Source organism: uncultured Victivallis sp. (assembly GCA_944389935.1).
GTDB lineage: Bacteria > Verrucomicrobiota > Lentisphaeria > Victivallales > Victivallaceae > Victivallis.
Genome location: CALXOE010000035.1, coordinates 1 through 18,024, shown reverse-complemented (window position 1 = coordinate 18,024; position 18,024 = coordinate 1). Strand labels below are relative to the sequence as shown.

The following is an 18,024-nucleotide window of genomic DNA, read 5'->3' as shown; positions in this document are numbered from 1 at the left end:
CAGTCTTCATGCAGTCATTTCCGGTTCTTCTGCCCGACGGTTTCCGCAGGCTCCAGCCTCGACCGGTGGCGTGAAGCGTCTGCGACTTTCACAGTCGCAAGTGAATGCAAAAGTCGGTCAGCGGCGGATCTTCTCGATGATGGTGGTGGTGGAAAAGCCGGGGATGAACGGCTTGAACCGGATCTCCGTCCCGGCCGCCTCGAGCGCGGCGCGTTCGGACGGATCGAGTTTTTCGATCGTATAGTCGCCGCCTTTCACATAAAGATCCGCCGCAAGTTCGCGCAGCTCCCGGTCGCACCGCTCCCCGTCAAAAACCACCGTCGCATCGACGCTCGCGAGCGCACAGAGCATATAGCAGCGGCTGTACTGATCGACGATCGGCCGCTCCGGCCCTTTCAGGCGGCTCACGCTCGCATCGGAGTTGACAAGTATGAGCAGCGCATCACCGAGGGCCCGGCTCTCGTACAGATAGGCGGCATGGCCGCGGTGCATAATGTCGAAGCAGCCATTCGTGATGACGAGTTTCTTCCCCCGGGCGCGTAACTGTTCGCGCCACGCTTTTGCTTGTTCCAGCGTCATGATGCCGTCGGCGGGATTCTTATTCATCGCTCTTGCACTCCTCCCGGTGATTGTCCCCGGACTCCTCGAGCGGCCGAACGATGACACCCGCTTCATGCAGCAGCGCGAGTGAAACGTCGTCGATCGAATACCGCGTATGGTAAACCACTTCCCGAATCCCGGCATTGATGATCATCTTCGCGCAGAGCAGGCACGGGCTGTAAGTCGTGTAGAGCGTCGCCCCTTTGACCGCAATTCCATGATAAGCGGCCTGGACGATCGCGTTTTCCTCGGCATGGCTGCAGAGGCATTGCGTAAGATTCGTCCCGGATGGGGCATCCGAATTGCAGCGCGGGCAGCCTCCGTCCGAGCAGTTTCGCACGCCGCGCGGCGTGCCGTTGTAACCGGTCGAAATGATCCGGCAGTCCCGGACCAGCACGGCCGCGACCTGCCGCCGCGAACAGTTGCTGCGGCTCGCGGCAACGTGCGCGATGTCCATGAAATACTGATCCCAGCCGGGACGTTTTCTCGTACTCATTGCTGTTTGTCCTTCGTTTCAGATTGCGGTTTCTCCCGGGTGTCCTGCCGATCGGAGAGCGCGAACTGCATGATGGTGATGACCAGCAGAAACAGAAACGCCTGCGCGACCAGAATCGCCGCAGTGCGGAAATCCCCCCAGAACACCGGCAGAATCCCGAGCCCGACACAGAGCGCCATCAGGTGAACAAGCAGCACGGCCTGCGGCCGCGAGAGCCCCATTCGGACGAACCGGTGCGAAATGTGGTTGTGGTCGCCGATCCAGAACGGCTTCTTCTTCAGCGTCCGGATCAACACGACCATCCCGGTGTCGAAAAGCGGCAGCGCGAGAATGAACAGCGGCATGAGGATCGGAAAACGCGACAGCGAGAAATCGATTCCGAACCAGGTCACCTCCGCCGAGATCACCGCCGCCATGTAGCCGAGAAAGTGACTGCCGGAATCCCCCATGAAAATCGTCGCCGGAGCGGTGTTGTAAAACCAGAATCCCGCCCCCGCGCCGCAGGTCAACGCCGCGAGCGCCGTGATGAAAAACTGCCCGTTCAACGCCGCGATGACCGCGAAAAATCCCATGGCGATCGTAACCGTACCGACCGCAAGTCCGTCCATGTTGTCAAAGAAGTTGATCGAATTCATGAGCAGCATGATCCAGAAGATCGACACCGCCCAGACCAGAACCGGATTCGTGAAGAAGATGTTGACCCGCACTCCGCCGAACCAGACCGCGATCAACGCGATGAGAAACTGGCCGCCGAACTTGCTCCCGGCCGAGAGGGCGCACTTGTCGTCGATCAGGCCGAGCACGACCGCGAGAAACGCGCCGAGGATCAGAACTCCGAGCTTCGGCAGCGACGCTTCGAGCCCCGGCAGATGCCCCGCGACCTCGTCGAAGAGCACCGCGAGCCCTCCCCACATCGCCAGCCCGACTCCTCCGGCCAGGCAGAGAAACCACCCGGTGAAAATCGCCGCCCCGCCGAGCAGCGGCGTCGCGCGGCCGTGCCCCTTGTGATTGGCCTGCGGCACATCCATGAAATTGAGCTTCCGCGCGATCCAGCCGAAGAGCGGCGTCGTCAGCAGCGTCGAAACCGCTCCCGCCAGAAACGCGAAAAGATAGATTTGATTCCAGACCGACATGAGATTCACCCTTTCCCGCAACAGCTGCGCCGGACATATTCAAACAGAAAGATCGTGGCCGCCTGCGCCGCATTCAGCGACTCGTAATTGCCCGGCATCGGGATCATGACGTGTTTCGCTCCGGGGAGCGGAGAGACGCCGTTCGCCTCTCCCCCGATCACGATCACGCTGCGGTCGTAGAGGGCGGGAGCGGTGAAACAATTCTCGCCGTCGTGCGGATCAGTCAGCCAGGTCTCGGCGTAGCCGAAACGTTTCGCCGCCCCGCTCAGCCCGGCGAGATCTTCAAACGAACGCAGTTTCAGCGAAAACTGCGCGCCGAGCGCCGAACGGACCGCCTTGTCGCCGTAGGGATCGATCGAACCTTTCGTATACCAGAGTTCCGAGAGCCCCGCAGCGCGCAGCGTCCGGCAGATCGTGCCGAAATTGCCGGGATCACCGAGCCGGTCGACCGCGAACAGAAACGGATCCGCGGGCCGTTCGTCCGGCGACGGTTCCTCCGGAATCGCGGCCACCGCGAGAATTCCCTGCGAATTGACCGTTCCCGAGAGTTCGCGCATCTTCTCCTCCCCGACGATACAGCACTCCCCGGGAATCGCGAGCGCGTTGCTCCCCGCCTCGGTTGCGACCGTGAAGCGGACCAGATCCGGGCGGAGCGTATAAAGCTCCCGCGCCGCCCTGAGCCCCTCGCAGACACAGCACTTCGCCTTGCGGCGGCCATGCCGGGTGTAGAGCGAACGGATCAGCGACTCCTGTCTGCGCGTCAGCCCGTTCGAGTTCATGCAAAACCAGCCTTACTGCGCCAGAGGTTCCGCAGAGATGGCGCCGTACTCGCCCGATTCGATCGCACGCAGCAGCGCGGCGGAGGATTCATCCCAGCCGGCCGCAGCGCCCTGCGGCACGCCGTCGGCCGGCGCCTGCTCCAGCAGCGATTTCGCCCGTGCGAGATCTTTCTGCGCGACGAAGAGCCGACCCGCAGCAAACCGTGCTTCGGCCCGCATCGCGGCCGGATAGGTTGCTTCACCGCTCGCGACCGCGAATTTCTCCGCCGCCTCGGCCGGTTTTCCTGAGAGCTCGAGCGCGTATGCTTCGGTCAGCGCGATGTTGCCGTTGAGAAACGCATCTCCGCGTCCGGCGGCCTGTTCGAGCTCGTTCAGAGCCTCGGCATATTTTTTCTCATTGAGATAAAGCAGTGCAAGACGGTAACGCCCGGTCGGAGCGGCGTCGGTATCGCCGTAGGTCTCGAGCGCTTTCGTCAAAGCGGCGACGTCCGTCGCTTCTGAAATCGCCTCCTGCGCCTTGCGTACGGAGTTCCTCTGGTGCTCCGCAGCCCAGCAGATCACGGTGACAAGCAGCGCGACTCCGACCACCACCGCCGCAAGCGGCTTCCAGTAATCGACGACCCCCTGCCCGATCCGCTCGAAGTCATTCATCATGGCCTTGGAAATTTCCGCATTCAGCGCTTTCTTGTCGATTTGTTTCTTCGCCATACGTCCGATTCCTTATCGTTGAATTGTCAATTCGTTGCTCATCAATGGTGGGAGAAGATCCGCTCGGGGGCATGGTAGAGCGCTACGCCGAGTTCGTTCGCGCGTTTGATGACATCCGCGTCACGCAACGAACCGGAGGGGGCGATGATCGCAGTCACTCCGGCTTTCGCCGCGGTTTCGACGCCATCCTCGAACGGGAAGAAGCCGTCACTGGACATGACCGAATTCTGAAGTGTGCCGCTGCCGGAATATTTCTGATTGAACTTTGCGATCGCCTGCTCGATCGCGCCGACGCGGTCCTGTTCGCCGGTTCCGACCGAGAGCGTCTGGCCGTCTTTCACGATGACCACGCCGTTCGAGCGGACGCTCAGGTTGATGTACCAGGCGGCGAGGAGATCGAGCTTCTGCTGTTCGGTCGCCTCGACGGTCGACTTCTGGTGACCGCAACGTTTGTTTTCCGCCTCTGCCGGAACCAGATCTTCGACGCCATGCAGCGATGTGAGCAGCGGCTGCGCCATCACGAGCGAACCGTCGCCCAGAACCTTGATCGTGTTGTGAATCTCCCGCGCCTCGCCGACGAAGCGGGGCAGCGAAGAGATCGCGCCGCAGCGGATGATCCGGATGTGCCGGTTGAGCTTGTAGGTTTCACCGTCGTTGAAGATCTCGAGCACGCCGGGCGCATACGAGGGAGCGACGACACATTCGACGAATGTGCCCATGATCTCCCGCGCCGTATCGGCGTCGACCTCGGCATTGAATGCGATCACGCTGCCGAACGCGGCGCGGGCGTCAGCGTCGCGCGCCTTGAGGTAGACCGATTTCATGCTTTCGCCGGGCAGCCCGACCGCCGCGCCGGAGGGATTCACGTGCTTCATCACCGCACAGGCGGTGCGGTCGAAGAACTTCACGATGTTGAGCGCGTAGGAGATGTCCTCAAGATTGGTCTGCGAAAGTCCGCTCTTGCCGTTCTTCAGGATCTCCATGTCGCCGATCGCGCAAATTTCGCCGACAGGTTTGTAGTAGCAGGCCGCCTGATGGGGGTTCGTCCCGTAGCGGAGATCGTCCACTTTCACGTAGGTGCGTCCGCCGATTGTGACTTCCGCGGGGAAGTCGCCGACATGCTTGGACAAATAGGTGTCCCGGGTCAATTCTTTAGCCATGATCTCATTTTCCGGTTAATGTTGAAAAAAATCATATCGTAAAATATAACACAGGTTGAACTTTCCGGCAAATGGAGCTATCTTCTTTTTGCAAGGAAAAAACGGGAATTATGGTAAACAAAGCACTCAAACACTCGTACAACGGATATTTCATCACGTTTGAAGGCCCCGAAGGTTCCGGAAAAAGCACGCAGGTGCGGAAGCTCGCCGAACATTTCGCCGCCCTCGGGCGTCCGGTTCTCGTCACCCGCGAACCGGGCGGGACACCTCTGGCGGAGCGGATGCGCACGCTCGTGAAGAATTTCGACGGCCCGGAGAAGATGCACGCAAGCACCGAACTGCTGCTCATGGAAGCCGCACGCGCCCAGCATGTGCGCGAAAAGATCCGGCCCGCCCTCGCGGCCGGCACGATCGTGATCTGCGACCGGTTCGCGGACTCCACGACCGCCTACCAGGGCGGAGCGCGCGGGATCGAACCGCCCGCGATCGAATTTCTGAACCGATTTGCGATGGCCGAGTGCGTGCCGGATCTCACGTTTCTGCTGGACCTCCCGCCCGAAGTCGGTTTCGCGCGCACCAGCATCCGGGAAGAAACCCGGGGAGAACATGACCGCTTCGAGGAGGAGAAGCTGGAATTTCACCAGCGCGTGCGCGCCGCATTTCTTGCGATCGCCGCCCGCGAACCGGAGAGGATCCGCATCATCGATGCGACTCGCACTCCGGAGACGATTCACGAGGAGATTCGAGGAATTGCCGACGAATTTGTACGATAAGTACCGGAAACTGTATCCGGTTGTTCTTCAACATCTTGAAAACGCTTCCCGCGCGGGCAGACTCACGCACGCATTTCTGCTGCAGGCCGATTCCGAACGTGTCCGCAGGGAGTTTGCGACGGTGCTCGCCCAGCTTGCGGCCTGCCCTGCCGGGCGGGACGGGAAGCCGTGCGGCATCTGCCGCGTCTGCCGCGGAATCGAATCCGGAAACTATCAGGAGCTCTACACGCTCACACCGGTCGGGAAGATGTACGAGATCAAGATCGGCGACCGGAACAACCCCGAGCCGAATACGCTGCGGAACTTTGAAAAACAGTTCCACTTGACCAGCACCTCCGGCGGCAGACGCAAGGTCGGCATCATCTTCGACGCGGACCGGCTCAACGAGGAGTCGCAGAACGCGCTCTTGAAGACGCTCGAAGAGCCGCCGCCCGAGACGCTGCTCATTCTCGCGACCGGGAATCCGGCCGCGCTGCTCCCGACGACCCGTTCCCGCTGCCAGCTTCTGCCGCTCCTGGCGAACCGCTGCGAATACGATTTCGCGGGGTTCGGGGAGCTCGTTGCGGCGCTGAACAAACTTGTCGGGGAAGCCCGCGGCAATCTGGCGCTCGCCGAAGCGCAGGCCGCGGCCATCTGCCGGGTTGCGGCGGGACTCAACAGCGCCGCGACCGCGAGAACGGCTGCGGAGTGGGAGGGGAGAATCCAGGCCGCGGCCCAGTCCGGCGATGCGCCCACCGTCAAACGGGTCGAAGCACAGGCCACGGACGCGGGTTACGGCGCTTACATGAAAGAGCGCGGAATGTTTCTGAGCGCGATTCACACGTTCGCCGCGGAGCTGTTCCAGCTCGCGTCGGGCGTTCCGTTCGGGGAGCTTGCGAATCCGGAGCTGTTCCCGGCGGGGCCGCCCGCCAACGTGACGCCGGAATTCGCCGCTATGGTGCTCAAGGGAGCCGATGAGCTGCTGTTCACGCTCCGCTTCAACGTCAACGAGGAGCTGGCGCTGCGCGCATTCGCAGTCGGCACAGCCATGAAATCATGAGGAGAGATTCACGCAGATGAAAAAATTATTCGGAACGGACGGAATCCGCGGCCGCGCAAACAGTTACCCGATCACACCGGAACTCGCGCTGCTGGTCGGAAAAGCCACGGCGAAAGTGCTCGGCGGGGCCTCGGGACATCAGCGGGTCGTGCTCGGAAAAGATACGCGCATTTCGGGATACATGCTCGAAAACGCGATCACGAGCGGATTGCTCAGCATGGGGATGGACGTGCTCGCGGTCGGCCCGATGCCGACTCCTGCCGTGGCTCACCTGACCAAATCGATGGGGGCGGTCTGCGGAATCATGATCACCGCGAGCCACAACCCGGCCTGCGACAACGGAATCAAGATCTTCGCGGAAGACGGCTTCAAATTGCCCGACGCGGTGGAACTCGAGATCGAAAAGGAGATTCTCGGCGGAAAACTCGCGGAGGACGGCGTCCCCGGCGAGGCGATCGGCAAGGCGTTCCGCATCGAAGACGCGCGCGGGCGGTACATCGAGTTTGCGAAAGGGTCGATCCGGAATCTGAGTCTGCGCGGGCTCAAGCTCGTTCTCGACTGCGCGAACGGCGCAGCCTACTCGATCGCGCCGCCGATTTTCCGGGAGCTCGGTGCGGAGGTGATTGAGACCGCGGTCAAGCCCAACGGCCTCAACATCAACGATGGCTGCGGTGCGCTGCACCCCGAAAATATGGGCGAGCTGGTCCGCAAGTACGGCGCCGATGCGGGAATCGCGCTCGACGGCGATGCCGACCGCGTGATCTTCTGCGACGCGAACGGCAATGAGGTCAACGGCGACCGGATCATCGGGATGCTCGCACTCTCGTTCCAGCGCGAGAAAAAACTCGCCTCTGACACGGTCGTGGTCACGAGCATGAGCAATCTCGGGCTTTCTCGCGCGATGAAGCAGGCGGGCATCCGCGTGGAAGTGACCGACGTCGGCGACCGGTACGTGATCGAACGGATGCGCGCGGGCGGGTTCAACGTCGGCGGTGAGCAGTCCGGGCACATCATCTTCATGGATTACGCGACCACCGGTGACGGCATCATCTCGGCCCTGCACGTGCTCAAACTCATGAAAGAGAGCGGGAAACCGCTCGCGGAACTGGCCGGATTCATGACGGTCTTTCCGCAGAAGCTGCACTCGTTCGCCGTCGCGCGCAAGACTCCGCTCGAGGAGCTGTCGCTGCTGCCCGCGGAGATCGAGGCGTGCCGGGCGGCGCTCGGCGAATCGGGACGCACGATCGTACGCTACTCCGGAACCGAAAACAAGATCCGGATTCTCGTCGAAGCCGAACAAAGTTCCGATGTACAGCACTGGATCGAACGGCTCTCCGCCGCGGCGAAGCAGGAGCTGAACTGACGGAACTCCGGAAAATCGCCGCCGGCTTCCGTCTGCGGCGGCTTTTTCGTTTCGCGGTTTTATAAAAAAAATGTTTTTTACCGGGGGCGTCTGGAAAACTCCGTAAAAGCGGAGTATATTATGACGTTATTGTGTGCTGCCATGATCAGGAAGGGTTTGACAAGATGAAATGTGTTGTTCTTGCGTATCATAACATCGGCCGCGCCGGAATCGAGGCGCTGCGCAGAAACGGATTTGAAATCAGTGCGGTCTTCACCCACCGGGACAATCCGACGGAAAACATCTGGTTCGGGTCGGTCGCGGAACTGGCCGGCGAGTACGGGATTCCCGTCTTCGCGCCGGAGAGCGTGAACCACCCGGTCTGGATCAACCGGATCCGCGCGATGCAGCCGGATTTCCTCTTTTCGTTCTATTACCGGGAGATGCTCGGGGAGGAGCTCCTTGCGATTCCGTCGAAAGGGGCAATCAACCTGCACGGCTCGCTGCTGCCGAAATATCGCGGCCGCGTTCCGATCAACTGGGCGATCATCAACGGGGAAACCGAAACCGGTCTCACGCTGCACTATATGGAAAAACGCGCCGACGCGGGCGACATCATCTCGCAGGAGAAAATCTCCATCACGAGCGACGATACGGCGAAAACCGTCTTCGACAAGGCGACCGTGGCGGCCGGGGTTCTGCTCGACCGCGAGCTGCCGAAACTCGCAGCGGGAACAGCCGCGCGCACCCCGCAGGATGACTCGAAAGCGACGAAGTTCCCCGGACGCAAACCCGCCGACGGCGAGATCGACTGGTCGAAGAGCGCCGAAGCCGTCCGCAATCTGATCCGCGCGGTCACGAAACCGTATCCGGGAGCGTTCAGCTTCATCGGCGACCGGAAATGTTTCTTCTGGTCGGCGGAGGTGGTTCCGGCCGAACGCAAGGCCGCGCCGGGAACCGTGCTTGCCGCGTCCCCGTTCACGATCGCCTGCGGCGAACAGGCGCTGCGGATCAAAACCGCACAGCTTGAAAACGGGGTGTTCATGACCGGCGACCAGCTCGCCGCGGATGCGCGCATCGTCCCGAACATGGCGTTCGGCGCGAATCCGAAAAAACTCCGGGAGGCGAAACGCAAGAAATCCGTGCTGATCCTCGGCGTGAACGGCTTCATCGGCAGCCATCTCTCGGAACGGCTGCTCGACTCCGGCAAGTACGAGGTGTTCGGGCTCGACTTGCGCAGCAACTACATCGATCACCTGATGGGGCGCGAGGGGTTTCATTTCCGCGAGGGGGACATCTCGATCCACCGCGAATGGATCGAATACCACATCCGCAAATGCGACATCGTCCTGCCGCTCGTGGCGATTGCGACTCCGATCGAATATACGCGCAATCCGCTGCGGGTATTTGAGCTCGACTTTGAAGAGAATCTGCGCATCGTCCGTTACTGCGTGAAATACAACAAGAGGATCATCTTCCCGTCGACGAGCGAAGTCTACGGCATGTGCCAGGATCCGCAGTTCGACGAGGACAACTCCAAACTTGTGACCGGGCCGATCCGCATGCAGCGGTGGATCTATTCGACCAGCAAACAGCTGCTCGACCGCGTGATCTGGGCTTACGGCGCCAAAGGACAGCTGCAGTTCACGCTGTTCCGGCCGTTCAACTGGATCGGACCGCGGCTCGACAGCCTCACGAGCGCCCGGATCGGTTCGTCGCGGGCGATTACGCAGCTGATTCTGAATCTCGTGCAGGGTTCTCCGATTCAGCTCATCGACGGCGGCGAGCAGAAACGGTGCTTCGTCGACATCACCGAGGGAATCGAGGCGCTCTACCGCATCATCGAAAACAAGGACGGCAAGTGCGACGGCGCGATCATCAACATCGGGAATCCGGGCAATGAAGCGAGCATCAAGGCGATGGCCGAAATGCTCGTTGAAAAGTTCGACCGCCACCCGCTGCGCGCGAAGTTTCCGCCGTTCGCGGGCTATCTCGTGGTGGAGTCCGGCGCATTCTACGGCAAGGGCTATCAGGACGTGCAGCACCGCGTGCCGTCGATCCGGAACGCGAAACGTCTGCTGGACTGGGAGCCGAAGATTCCGCTCGAGCAGTCGATCGAAACGACGCTGGATTTCTTCCTCTCCGAAGCGATCAAGTCCGGTGAATTCAACCTCGACTGAGCCCCGGCCAGATGAAAACAATCGCACTTCGCATCGATGTGGACACCTATCGCGGCACCGGCCGCGGCGTTCCGCGTCTCTGCGAAATTCTGAAAAAGCACGGAGTCAGAGGGACGTTCTACTTTTCGGTGGGCCCGGACAACATGGGGCGCCATCTCTGGCGGCTGCTGAAACCGTCGTTCCTCTGGAAGATGCTGCGCACGGATGCGGCTGGGCTTTACGGGCCGGAGATCATCCTGATGGGAACGGCCTGGCCGGGTCCGAAAATCGGGAAACGCTTCCGCCCGGTGATCCGCGAAACGATGGATGCGGGGCACGAGATCGGATTCCATGCGTGGGATCACCACAAGGCACAGGCCAAGCTCATGTCGATGAGCGAGGCGGAAATGGCCGACGAGATCGATCGAGGGCTGGCGTTCCTCGCCGGAGTCACCGGGGGGATCGTCCACACCAGCGCCGCGCCCGGCTGGCGCACGAATGCCCGGCTGCTGGAAGTGAAGATGCGTTATCCGTTCAAGTACAACAGCGACTGCCGCGGAACGCATCCGTTCTATCCGGTTGTGAACGGGAAACGGCTCGAGCAGCTGCAGATTCCGGTCACGCTGCCGACTTACGACGAGGCGCTCGGCCGCGACGGAGTGAATGACGCGAACTACAACGATCACCAGATCGGGCTGCTCACGGAAGAGCGTCCGAACGTGCTGACCATCCACGCCGAAGCGGAGGGCGGGAAGTGCGCGGCGATGTTCGACGCCTATCTCGACCGGGTGAAAGCGCTGGGTTACGAAATCATTCCGCTCGGCGAACTCGCCCGGCGCGTGAAAGATTCCGCACCGGACGGGGAAATGGAACTGCGGGAGTTCCCGGGACGCGAAGGCGTTCTCGCCGTGCAGAAATAGAGAATTACGAAAAGCAAAATGCAGAACAGGGATTCCATGCCGCGGCCCGGCGCGGAATCCCGAAAAAGGTGAAACAGGAGTTTCAAAAGGAATGGACCAAAAGTACGCGTTTCTGGAGAAGGTCGGCAAGGAGCCGTCGAACCTCATCAAGGGGTTGCAGGCGGTTCAGGGCGCCGAAGGGTACGTCTCCGACGAGAGCATCGCGGCGATCTCCGAATATTTCGGGATTCCGGCGGTCGAGGTCGAGGGAGTGTTGAGCTTCTACGCTCAGTTCAAGCGGGTCAAACCCGGCAAGTACAAGATCGCGATCTGCGACGGAACGGCATGCCACATCAAGGGATCGACGCAGGTCGGCGAGTGGCTGAGCCGTGAACTCGGCATCAAGTCGGGAGAAACCGACGCCCGCGGCCACTTCTCGCTCGAGACGGTCGCCTGTCTCGGTTGTTGCAGTCTCGCCCCGGTCATGAGCGTGAACGGCCGCGTCTACGGCAAGCTCGACCGCAAAAGCATCGTCAAAATCCTGAAGGAGTACGAGAACAAATGAGCCAGGAAAAAATCAGGAAGATCCGTGTCGGCGTCGCGAGCTGCGGCGTGGCCGCGGGTGCGGATGCGGTGCTCGAACTCCTGCGTTCGCGCGCCGAATCGATTCCGGTCGAGGGAACCGGGTGCCTCGGGCACTGCTATGCCGAACCGATGGTCGAGGTTCTGCTCGACAACGGGGACTCCATTTTCTACCGCAACGTGAAAGCCGAGAACGGCTATATCGACAACATCCTCTCGCTCGGCGAGAAAGACCGCTTTGAAGTGCCGCCCGCCCGCAAGGCGAAAGAGCTCATCAAGGTGCTCGCCCTCGCGGGCCGGATCGACCCGACCCGCTTCGAGGACTACACCGAAAACGGCGGCTACGAGGGACTCAAACGCGCGCTCTCGATGACCCCCGCCGATGTGGTGAACGAGGTCAAGCTCTCCGGGCTGCGCGGCCGCGGGGGCGGCGGCTTCCCGACCGGGACGAAGTGGAGCTTCCTCGCCGCGAAAGACGCGCCGGAAAAGATCCTCATCTGCAACGCCGACGAGGGCGACCCGGGTGCGTTCATGGACCGTTCGCTCATGGAGTCGGTTCCGCACCAGGTGCTCGAGGGCATGCTGATCGCGGCCTACGCGACCGGAGCGACGAAACTGTTCATCTACTGCCGCGCGGAATACCCGATGGCGATCTGCCATCTGAAGATCGCGATCAACCAGATCTATGAGCACAAGCTCAACGTCATCAACGGCCGCGAACTTGAGATCATCATCAAGGAGGGCGCGGGAGCATTCGTCTGCGGCGAGGAGACCGCTCTCATCGCTTCGCTCGAGGGGCAGCGCGGCACGCCGCGTTTCCGTCCGCCGTTCCCGACCGACAGCGGCTGGAAAGGCTATCCCTCGATGATCAACAACGTCGAGACGTTCGGCAACGTGCCGCTGATTCTGCGCGAGGGCGCGGCGGCGTTCGCGGCGATCGGTACCGAGGGGAGCAAGGGGACGAAGCTCTTCGCTCTCGCCGGAGACCTGAAGAATCCGGGCCTCGTCGAGGTTCCGATGGGAACGACGCTGCGCGAAATCGTCTTCGATATCGGCGGAGCGGATCCGGACAAAGTCAAAGCGGTTCAGACCGGCGGTCCCTCCGGCGGCTGCATTCCGGTCGAGCTCTTCGATACGCCGGTCGACTACGACTCGCTCAAGAAACTCGGTGCAATCATGGGTTCCGGCGGCATGATCGTGATCGGCAAAGACCGCTGCATGGTTGAAACCGCGCGTTACTTCCTCGACTTCACGCACCGTGAGAGCTGCGGCAAGTGCACGTTCTGCCGCGTCGGAACGACCCGCATGTTCGAGACGCTCGAACGCATCGTCGCCGGCAAGGGCGAGATGGCCGATCTGGAGTTCCTCGAGGACATCGGCCCGAAAATCCGGATGGGCTCGCTGTGCGGCCTCGGCCAGACCGCGCCGAATCCGGTGCTCGCGACGCTGCGCTACTACCGTCACGAGTACGAAGCGCACGTGAAAGATCATCAGTGCGAGGCTCTGCAGTGCAGCGCGCTCGTGGACATGTACCTCGACAAGACGAACTGCATCAAGTGCAAGCTCTGCGTCAAGACCTGTCCGGTCGGAGCGATCTCCGATGATCTCGTGATCGACAATGAAAAGTGCACCCGCTGCAACGCCTGCAAGGACGTTTGCCCCAAGAAGACCATTCACCGGGTCAAGAAAGGTTCCATACAATGAGCATTGAATTTATCCTGGACGGCCGGACTGTCACGGCGGAACCCGGCCAGACCATCATGGATGTCGCCAAAGCCAACGGGATCCGGATCCCGGGGCTCTGCGGCGAAGCGCGTATTTCCAAGACCACGAGCTGCTTCGTCTGCGTGGTGCGCGACAAGAAAACCGGCCGTTTCCTGCCGAGCTGCGCGGCGAAACCGTCGCAGGGACAGGAGATCGACGCCTCCTCTCCGGAAGTTCTCGATATGCGCCGGACCGCGCTCTCGCTGCTGCTCTCCGAGCACACCGGCGACTGCGAAGCCCCGTGCACGATGGCGTGCCCGGCCCATGCGAGCGTTGAGGAGTACGTCCGCGCCGGGCGCAAGGGCGAATTTCTCAAGAGTCTCGAGATCATCAAGAAGCGGATTCCGCTGCCGATGTCGATCGGCCGTGTCTGCCCGCGGTTCTGCGAAAAGCAGTGCCGGCGCAATGTCTACGGCGAACCGGTCGCGATCAACGACTTCAAGCGTCTCGCGGCGGATCTGCACTATGACGAATACATGGAGGAGCTCCCGGAACTGACCGGGAAGAAAGTCGCGATTGTCGGCGCCGGTCCGGCGGGACTCTCGGCCGCCTATTATCTGAGGCTCGAAGGGATCGAGTCGACGCTCTTCGACGCGCAGCCGAAAGCCGGCGGCATGCTGCGCTACGGCATTCCGGAGTACCGTCTGCCGAAAGCGACACTCGACCGCGAACTCGCGCACTTCCCGAAGATGGGAATCCATTTTGAGTTCGGCCGGAAACTCGGTGACAATCTCTCGCTCGACGAACTCAAGGCGAACTTCGACGCGGTCATCGTCGCAGTCGGCTGCTGGAAAGCCTCCGGCCTCCGCTGCGAGGGGGAAGAACTCGCGAAACAGGGCATCGAATTTCTGTATGAAGTCGCCTCGAACGGCAACAATGCGCCGAATCCGGGCAAGGTCATCGTGGTCGGCGGCGGCAACACCGCCATGGACTGCGTGCGCACGAGCGTCCGCCTCGGCAGCCCCGATGTGAACTGCTTCTACCGCCGTACCGAGGCGGAGATGCCGGCGGAGAAGATCGAGATCCACGAGGCGCGCGAAGAGGGTGTGAACTTCCACTTCCTCGTCGCCCCGGTCAAGGTCGAAAAGCGCGGGAACAAGCTCGTCATGACCTGCCGCCGCATGCAGCTCGGCGAACCGGACGCCTCCGGGCGTCGCAAACCGGTCGAGATCCCGGGCAGCGAATTCGAGACCGAGGCCGACACGATCATCGCGGCGATCGGCCAGGGAACCGTCGTGCCGGCGGGAATCCCGACCAACCGCTTCCGCAACATCGACGTGAAAGAGAACACCTGCCAGTTCGGCGACCGGCTCTACGCGGCGGGCGACTGTCTCTCCGGCGCGGCGACCGTGGTCGAGGGTGTCGCCTCCGGTCGGCAGGCCGCGCTCGAGGTGACCAACGCGCTGCTCGGCAAGGATCTGCCGGTGGATCACACCGTCTACGTGAGCCGCGGCAAGTGGCAGGATCTTGCGAAAGAGGATCTGGTTTTCCTGCGCGATGACGTTTCGGAAGATCCGCGCGAGAAGCAGCAGCTCATCAGCCTCGAACTGCGCAAAAACTCGTTCAAGGAGGTCGCGGCGACGATGACCCCCGAGCAGATCATGCACGAGGGAAAGCGCTGCATCGAGTGCAGCTGCACGGACAAGGAGGATTGCAAACTCCGCAAATTCGGCGACGAGTATGGCTGCAAGGCTGATTCGATCAAGGGGGAACGGCTGCCGGTCAGCTACGATATCCGGCATCCCTCGATCATCCAGGATCGCGGCAAATGCATCAAATGCAACGTCTGCGTGAAAATCTGCAAAGAGGTCGTCAACAAGACGCTCCTGTCGCCCAAGAAACGCGGATTCTCGACCTACATCGGGACGGCGTTCGACAAGGGCTTCCCGACGAGCTGTGCGGAGTGCGGCGAGTGCATCAATGCCTGCCCCGTCGGCGCGCTCGACTGGCGGATCAAAAAGTAATCCGAGAGAAGAGACAGAACGGTTGCGGACGGCGGAATGCCGTTTCGCAACCGTTTTTTTTCATAAAAGAGCCATCATCTTCCCGCGGTCAGCCAATACGGGTCAGTCGACAGACCTCCGGGCAGATGCGACATGTGCCACAATTCAAAGTTCTTCAACTCGAAAAAGTTGGATTTCCCTCCTACGGCGAAGAGCGTAAAGTATCCCCCGCAGAAGAAACCGGGCGCATAGAGGAGCAGTTCTCCGTCGATATACACTCCGAACATCCGGGAGGTCTGAACCATTTCGACCCGGTGGAATCCCGGAGTTTTCCGCGGCTGTTTGACCGGATGAATCAAGATCCTGCGCTTACCGTTTTCCTCCTGAAACTCCAGTGGATTCAAGGTGAAATGTTCCTGTGTCCGCAGCAGACTCCACTGGATGAAAGAGTCCTCGGAACCGTTTGGATTCCAGATGGAACTCCGGAAAATGAGGAGGCCGTCGAGCCTCCCGTAGTCGATCTGGAAACGAATCGCATACGAGTAATCCAACGGCAGAAGCAGCCGCACCCCTCCCCGCGCATCGGGCCATCCCCGGAGCGTTTTATTGGACAGCTGCAGGTTTTTTGAGCTTAATAATTTCCAATCTTTTTCGGAAAAGCTGTCGGGAATCATCTCCCGATGTCTCAGGATCGACTCAAACGGATCGGGGGAAGCCTGCGAAAACGTCGGTTCGAGGCAGTTGCTCCCCCCGGGAGGAACATTTTCAGCGGGAGAAAATTCATCCCCCGCCAGAGCTGACGGAACATGTCCCGTTTCCGACGACACCACTTCCGGGGTCAGGCGCTGCCAGATGCAGGAAAACGCAATAACCGCCCCGAGCCAGAATCCCAGGTAACGTCCCCGGAAAAATGACGGCAGCAGCCGCCTTTTTCCGATCGCGCCCCGCCCCAGAGCCCGACTGAACTCGGCCGCGCTCCGGAATCGCTTTGCCGGATCCCGGTTGCAGGCCGTCAGAATCACTTTATTCAGCTGCGAATATTCCGGCCGCAGCAGGGAGTGGGGAAAGACAGGGTACTCCTCGACATCGTTTCCGGTGAGACAGCAGTAGAGCACCTTGCCGAGAGCGAAAAGATCGTCCGCGCTGCTCATGGCGCCGGTACCGGCTTTCAACCGTTCAGGCGGAATGAATCCCAGAGTGCCGCCGATCCCGAGAGAGTGGGACACGGAGCGTATGAGGCCGATATCGGAGAGTTTCGGTTTCCCGCCGACAAACAGGATGTTCTCAGGTTTGATGTCCCGGTGAATCAACCGGTTTTGATGGAGCGTCTCAAGCCCGTCGAGCAATTTCCGGCCGAGTTGGGCGGTCTCCGCCGGAGAAAGCCGCTTTTTCTGCCGCAGAAGATTGTCCAGTGTCGCGGGGATATAGCGCTCATTCGTACCGAGATTGTCCGCGAGCTCCATCGTGTAGTAGAGGATATTGTCGACTTCGCCGATGTGAAAAATCCGGATCAGGTGCGGAGTTCCGGCAATCAGGAAATAACTGCGCAGTCCGGCCAGTTCCCCAGCCGCCTGCTCCGATTTTTCAATCGTCTTCAAGGCGACCAGAGAACCGGCGCGATTCCGGGCGATCCATACCTCTCCGGAAGCGCCGCGCCCGCTTTTCCATAAAATCTCAAAATCCGGAATCTGCATCTACACCGTCGATCTCCGCCTGTCGGAATCCTCCTGAAACAAATCACAGAGGGCGTGGTACTCTCCGGGGTTGTCGGGAATGTTCATCTCCTGCATCAACTTCCGAAGATCGGCAATCAGGATGTCATCCATCGCCAGCCGGGCCAGTCGCTTCCGGCACCGGCGGCAGTGCCGGAGATGCAGCCTGCAGAAAATACGACGAACCCAGAACATCTCATGACACCGATACTGATCAAGTTCGTATCTCGCATAGTGCATGACCGTCACTCCTCTTCCTGCAGCTCCCGGACAATCTTCCGAAGCAGCGCAAGCGCCCGGCTCTTTGCGACATAGACCATCCCGACCGGGATTCTCAGAAAGCGCGCCACCACCGCCGGATCCTCCCCCTGAACCGCATAGAGTTCAAACGCCTGAAAGGTGGAATCCTCCAGTCGAAGTTTCAACTGCTTCATCGCCATGGAGAGAATGTGCAGTTGCCATTCCCGCCGCCAGCGATCCTGATCGTTCTCCGGTTCGAGAATCTCGATTCCGTCATAACCGACTTCGTTCCTGGGACGCTGCCGGATGATGTTCAATGCGCAATGATAGATCATCACCCCGAGATAATCCCGGAATTTTCCCCGCGAACGATCATAGAGAAATGTCTTGCTTCGATTGAAAAAACGCAGCATGACCGCCTGCACCAGTTCGTTGATCTCGGTATCGCTGAGTTTGTAATCCCTTCCGCGCACCACGATCAACGGACGATAAGTCCCGTAAAATTCATGCCAGGAGATCTCATCCCCCCGGCAGATCGCCTCCAGGAGGGATTTCTTTGTGGTATAAGCCATCAGTCAGCAGCAACTTCCATTACATCAGACACATACGTTCGGTTCTCCGAGACAGCCGAACTGTCGAGCCAGACCGGGCTGCCGTCTGCATGCAGATTGGTCGTGAGCCCGGCAGTTCCCTGT

At 60.7% G+C, this 18,024-nt stretch carries 17 protein-coding genes; 8 read left to right on the top strand and 9 right to left on the bottom strand.

Features of this window, described 5'->3' with window-relative positions:
- Positions 1-117 precede the first annotated feature (117 nt).
- The 6 genes from Q0J85_RS10795 to Q0J85_RS10770 are packed head-to-tail and all read right to left on the bottom strand — an operon-like array spanning position 118 to position 4,876.
- A complete protein-coding gene (locus Q0J85_RS10795) occupies positions 118-606 on the bottom strand; it encodes an adenylyltransferase/cytidyltransferase family protein (protein WP_294481323.1) in 489 nt (162 codons plus the stop codon).
- On the bottom strand, positions 599-1,096 hold the full coding sequence (locus Q0J85_RS10790) for a dCMP deaminase family protein (protein ID WP_294481322.1): 498 nt from the start codon (positions 1,094-1,096) through the stop codon (positions 599-601). Before Q0J85_RS10790 ends, Q0J85_RS10795 begins: the two co-directional genes overlap by 8 nt.
- Positions 1,093-2,229: an MraY family glycosyltransferase gene (locus Q0J85_RS10785; RefSeq protein ID WP_294481321.1), complete on the bottom strand. Its 1,137-nt coding sequence runs from the start codon at positions 2,227-2,229 to the stop codon at positions 1,093-1,095. Before Q0J85_RS10785 ends, Q0J85_RS10790 begins: the two co-directional genes overlap by 4 nt.
- 5 nt (positions 2,230-2,234) lie before the next feature.
- Positions 2,235-3,008 (bottom strand): RNA methyltransferase, encoded by a 774-nt coding sequence (locus Q0J85_RS10780; protein ID WP_294481319.1) that lies wholly within the window; start codon positions 3,006-3,008, stop codon positions 2,235-2,237.
- Positions 3,009-3,020: 12 nt separating this feature from the next.
- Complete coding sequence (locus Q0J85_RS10775; protein WP_294481317.1) at positions 3,021-3,716, bottom strand: hypothetical protein; 696 nt, start codon at positions 3,714-3,716, stop codon at positions 3,021-3,023.
- 41 nt (positions 3,717-3,757) lie between these two features.
- Positions 3,758-4,876, bottom strand: a complete 1,119-nt coding sequence (locus tag Q0J85_RS10770; protein WP_294481315.1) for a hypothetical protein — start codon at positions 4,874-4,876, stop codon at positions 3,758-3,760.
- A 110-nt stretch (positions 4,877-4,986) separates the two neighbouring features.
- On the opposite strand from Q0J85_RS10770, the gene tmk reads away from it, so the two are divergent.
- The 8 genes from tmk (at position 4,987) to Q0J85_RS10730 (ending at position 15,398) form a co-directional block, all read left to right on the top strand.
- Positions 4,987-5,649 (top strand): dTMP kinase, encoded by a 663-nt coding sequence (tmk, locus tag Q0J85_RS10765; RefSeq protein WP_294481313.1) that lies wholly within the window; start codon positions 4,987-4,989, stop codon positions 5,647-5,649.
- The gene (locus Q0J85_RS10760; RefSeq protein WP_294481311.1) at positions 5,627-6,688 is read left to right on the top strand and encodes a hypothetical protein; all 1,062 of its coding nucleotides are present in this window, start codon (positions 5,627-5,629) and stop codon (positions 6,686-6,688) included. The genes tmk and Q0J85_RS10760 overlap by 23 nt, the downstream gene beginning before the upstream one ends.
- A gap of 16 nt (positions 6,689-6,704) precedes the next feature.
- Complete coding sequence (gene glmM / locus Q0J85_RS10755) at positions 6,705-8,051, top strand: phosphoglucosamine mutase (RefSeq protein WP_294481310.1); 1,347 nt, start codon at positions 6,705-6,707, stop codon at positions 8,049-8,051.
- A 164-nt stretch (positions 8,052-8,215) separates the two neighbouring features.
- Positions 8,216-10,210, top strand: coding sequence for a bifunctional UDP-4-amino-4-deoxy-L-arabinose formyltransferase/UDP-glucuronic acid oxidase ArnA (gene arnA / locus Q0J85_RS10750; protein ID WP_294481309.1), 1,995 nt, complete (start codon positions 8,216-8,218; stop codon positions 10,208-10,210).
- Positions 10,211-10,221: 11 nt separating this feature from the next.
- On the top strand, positions 10,222-11,109 hold the full coding sequence (locus Q0J85_RS10745) for a 4-deoxy-4-formamido-L-arabinose-phosphoundecaprenol deformylase (protein ID WP_294481306.1): 888 nt from the start codon (positions 10,222-10,224) through the stop codon (positions 11,107-11,109).
- Positions 11,110-11,200: 91 nt separating this feature from the next.
- Positions 11,201-11,653: an NAD(P)H-dependent oxidoreductase subunit E gene (locus tag Q0J85_RS10740; RefSeq protein WP_294481304.1), complete on the top strand. Its 453-nt coding sequence runs from the start codon at positions 11,201-11,203 to the stop codon at positions 11,651-11,653.
- A complete protein-coding gene (locus Q0J85_RS10735; RefSeq protein WP_294481303.1) occupies positions 11,650-13,374 on the top strand; it encodes an NADH-ubiquinone oxidoreductase-F iron-sulfur binding region domain-containing protein in 1,725 nt (574 codons plus the stop codon). Before Q0J85_RS10740 ends, Q0J85_RS10735 begins: the two co-directional genes overlap by 4 nt.
- On the top strand, positions 13,371-15,398 hold the full coding sequence (locus Q0J85_RS10730) for an FAD-dependent oxidoreductase (RefSeq protein WP_294481302.1): 2,028 nt from the start codon (positions 13,371-13,373) through the stop codon (positions 15,396-15,398). Before Q0J85_RS10735 ends, Q0J85_RS10730 begins: the two co-directional genes overlap by 4 nt.
- 74 nt (positions 15,399-15,472) lie before the next feature.
- Here Q0J85_RS10730 and Q0J85_RS10725 read toward each other — a convergent pair whose 3' ends face one another.
- From Q0J85_RS10725 to Q0J85_RS10715, 3 genes are read right to left on the bottom strand one after another with little or no spacing between them, the layout of a single operon-like run.
- Entirely contained in the window at positions 15,473-17,071 is a 1,599-nt protein-coding gene (locus Q0J85_RS10725; RefSeq protein WP_294481301.1) for a serine/threonine-protein kinase, read from the bottom strand.
- Positions 17,072-17,329 (bottom strand): hypothetical protein, encoded by a 258-nt coding sequence (locus Q0J85_RS10720; protein WP_294481300.1) that lies wholly within the window; start codon positions 17,327-17,329, stop codon positions 17,072-17,074.
- 5 nt (positions 17,330-17,334) lie between these two features.
- Positions 17,335-17,901, bottom strand: a complete 567-nt coding sequence (locus Q0J85_RS10715) for a sigma-70 family RNA polymerase sigma factor (protein WP_294481299.1) — start codon at positions 17,899-17,901, stop codon at positions 17,335-17,337.
- Positions 17,902-18,024 lie beyond the last annotated feature (123 nt).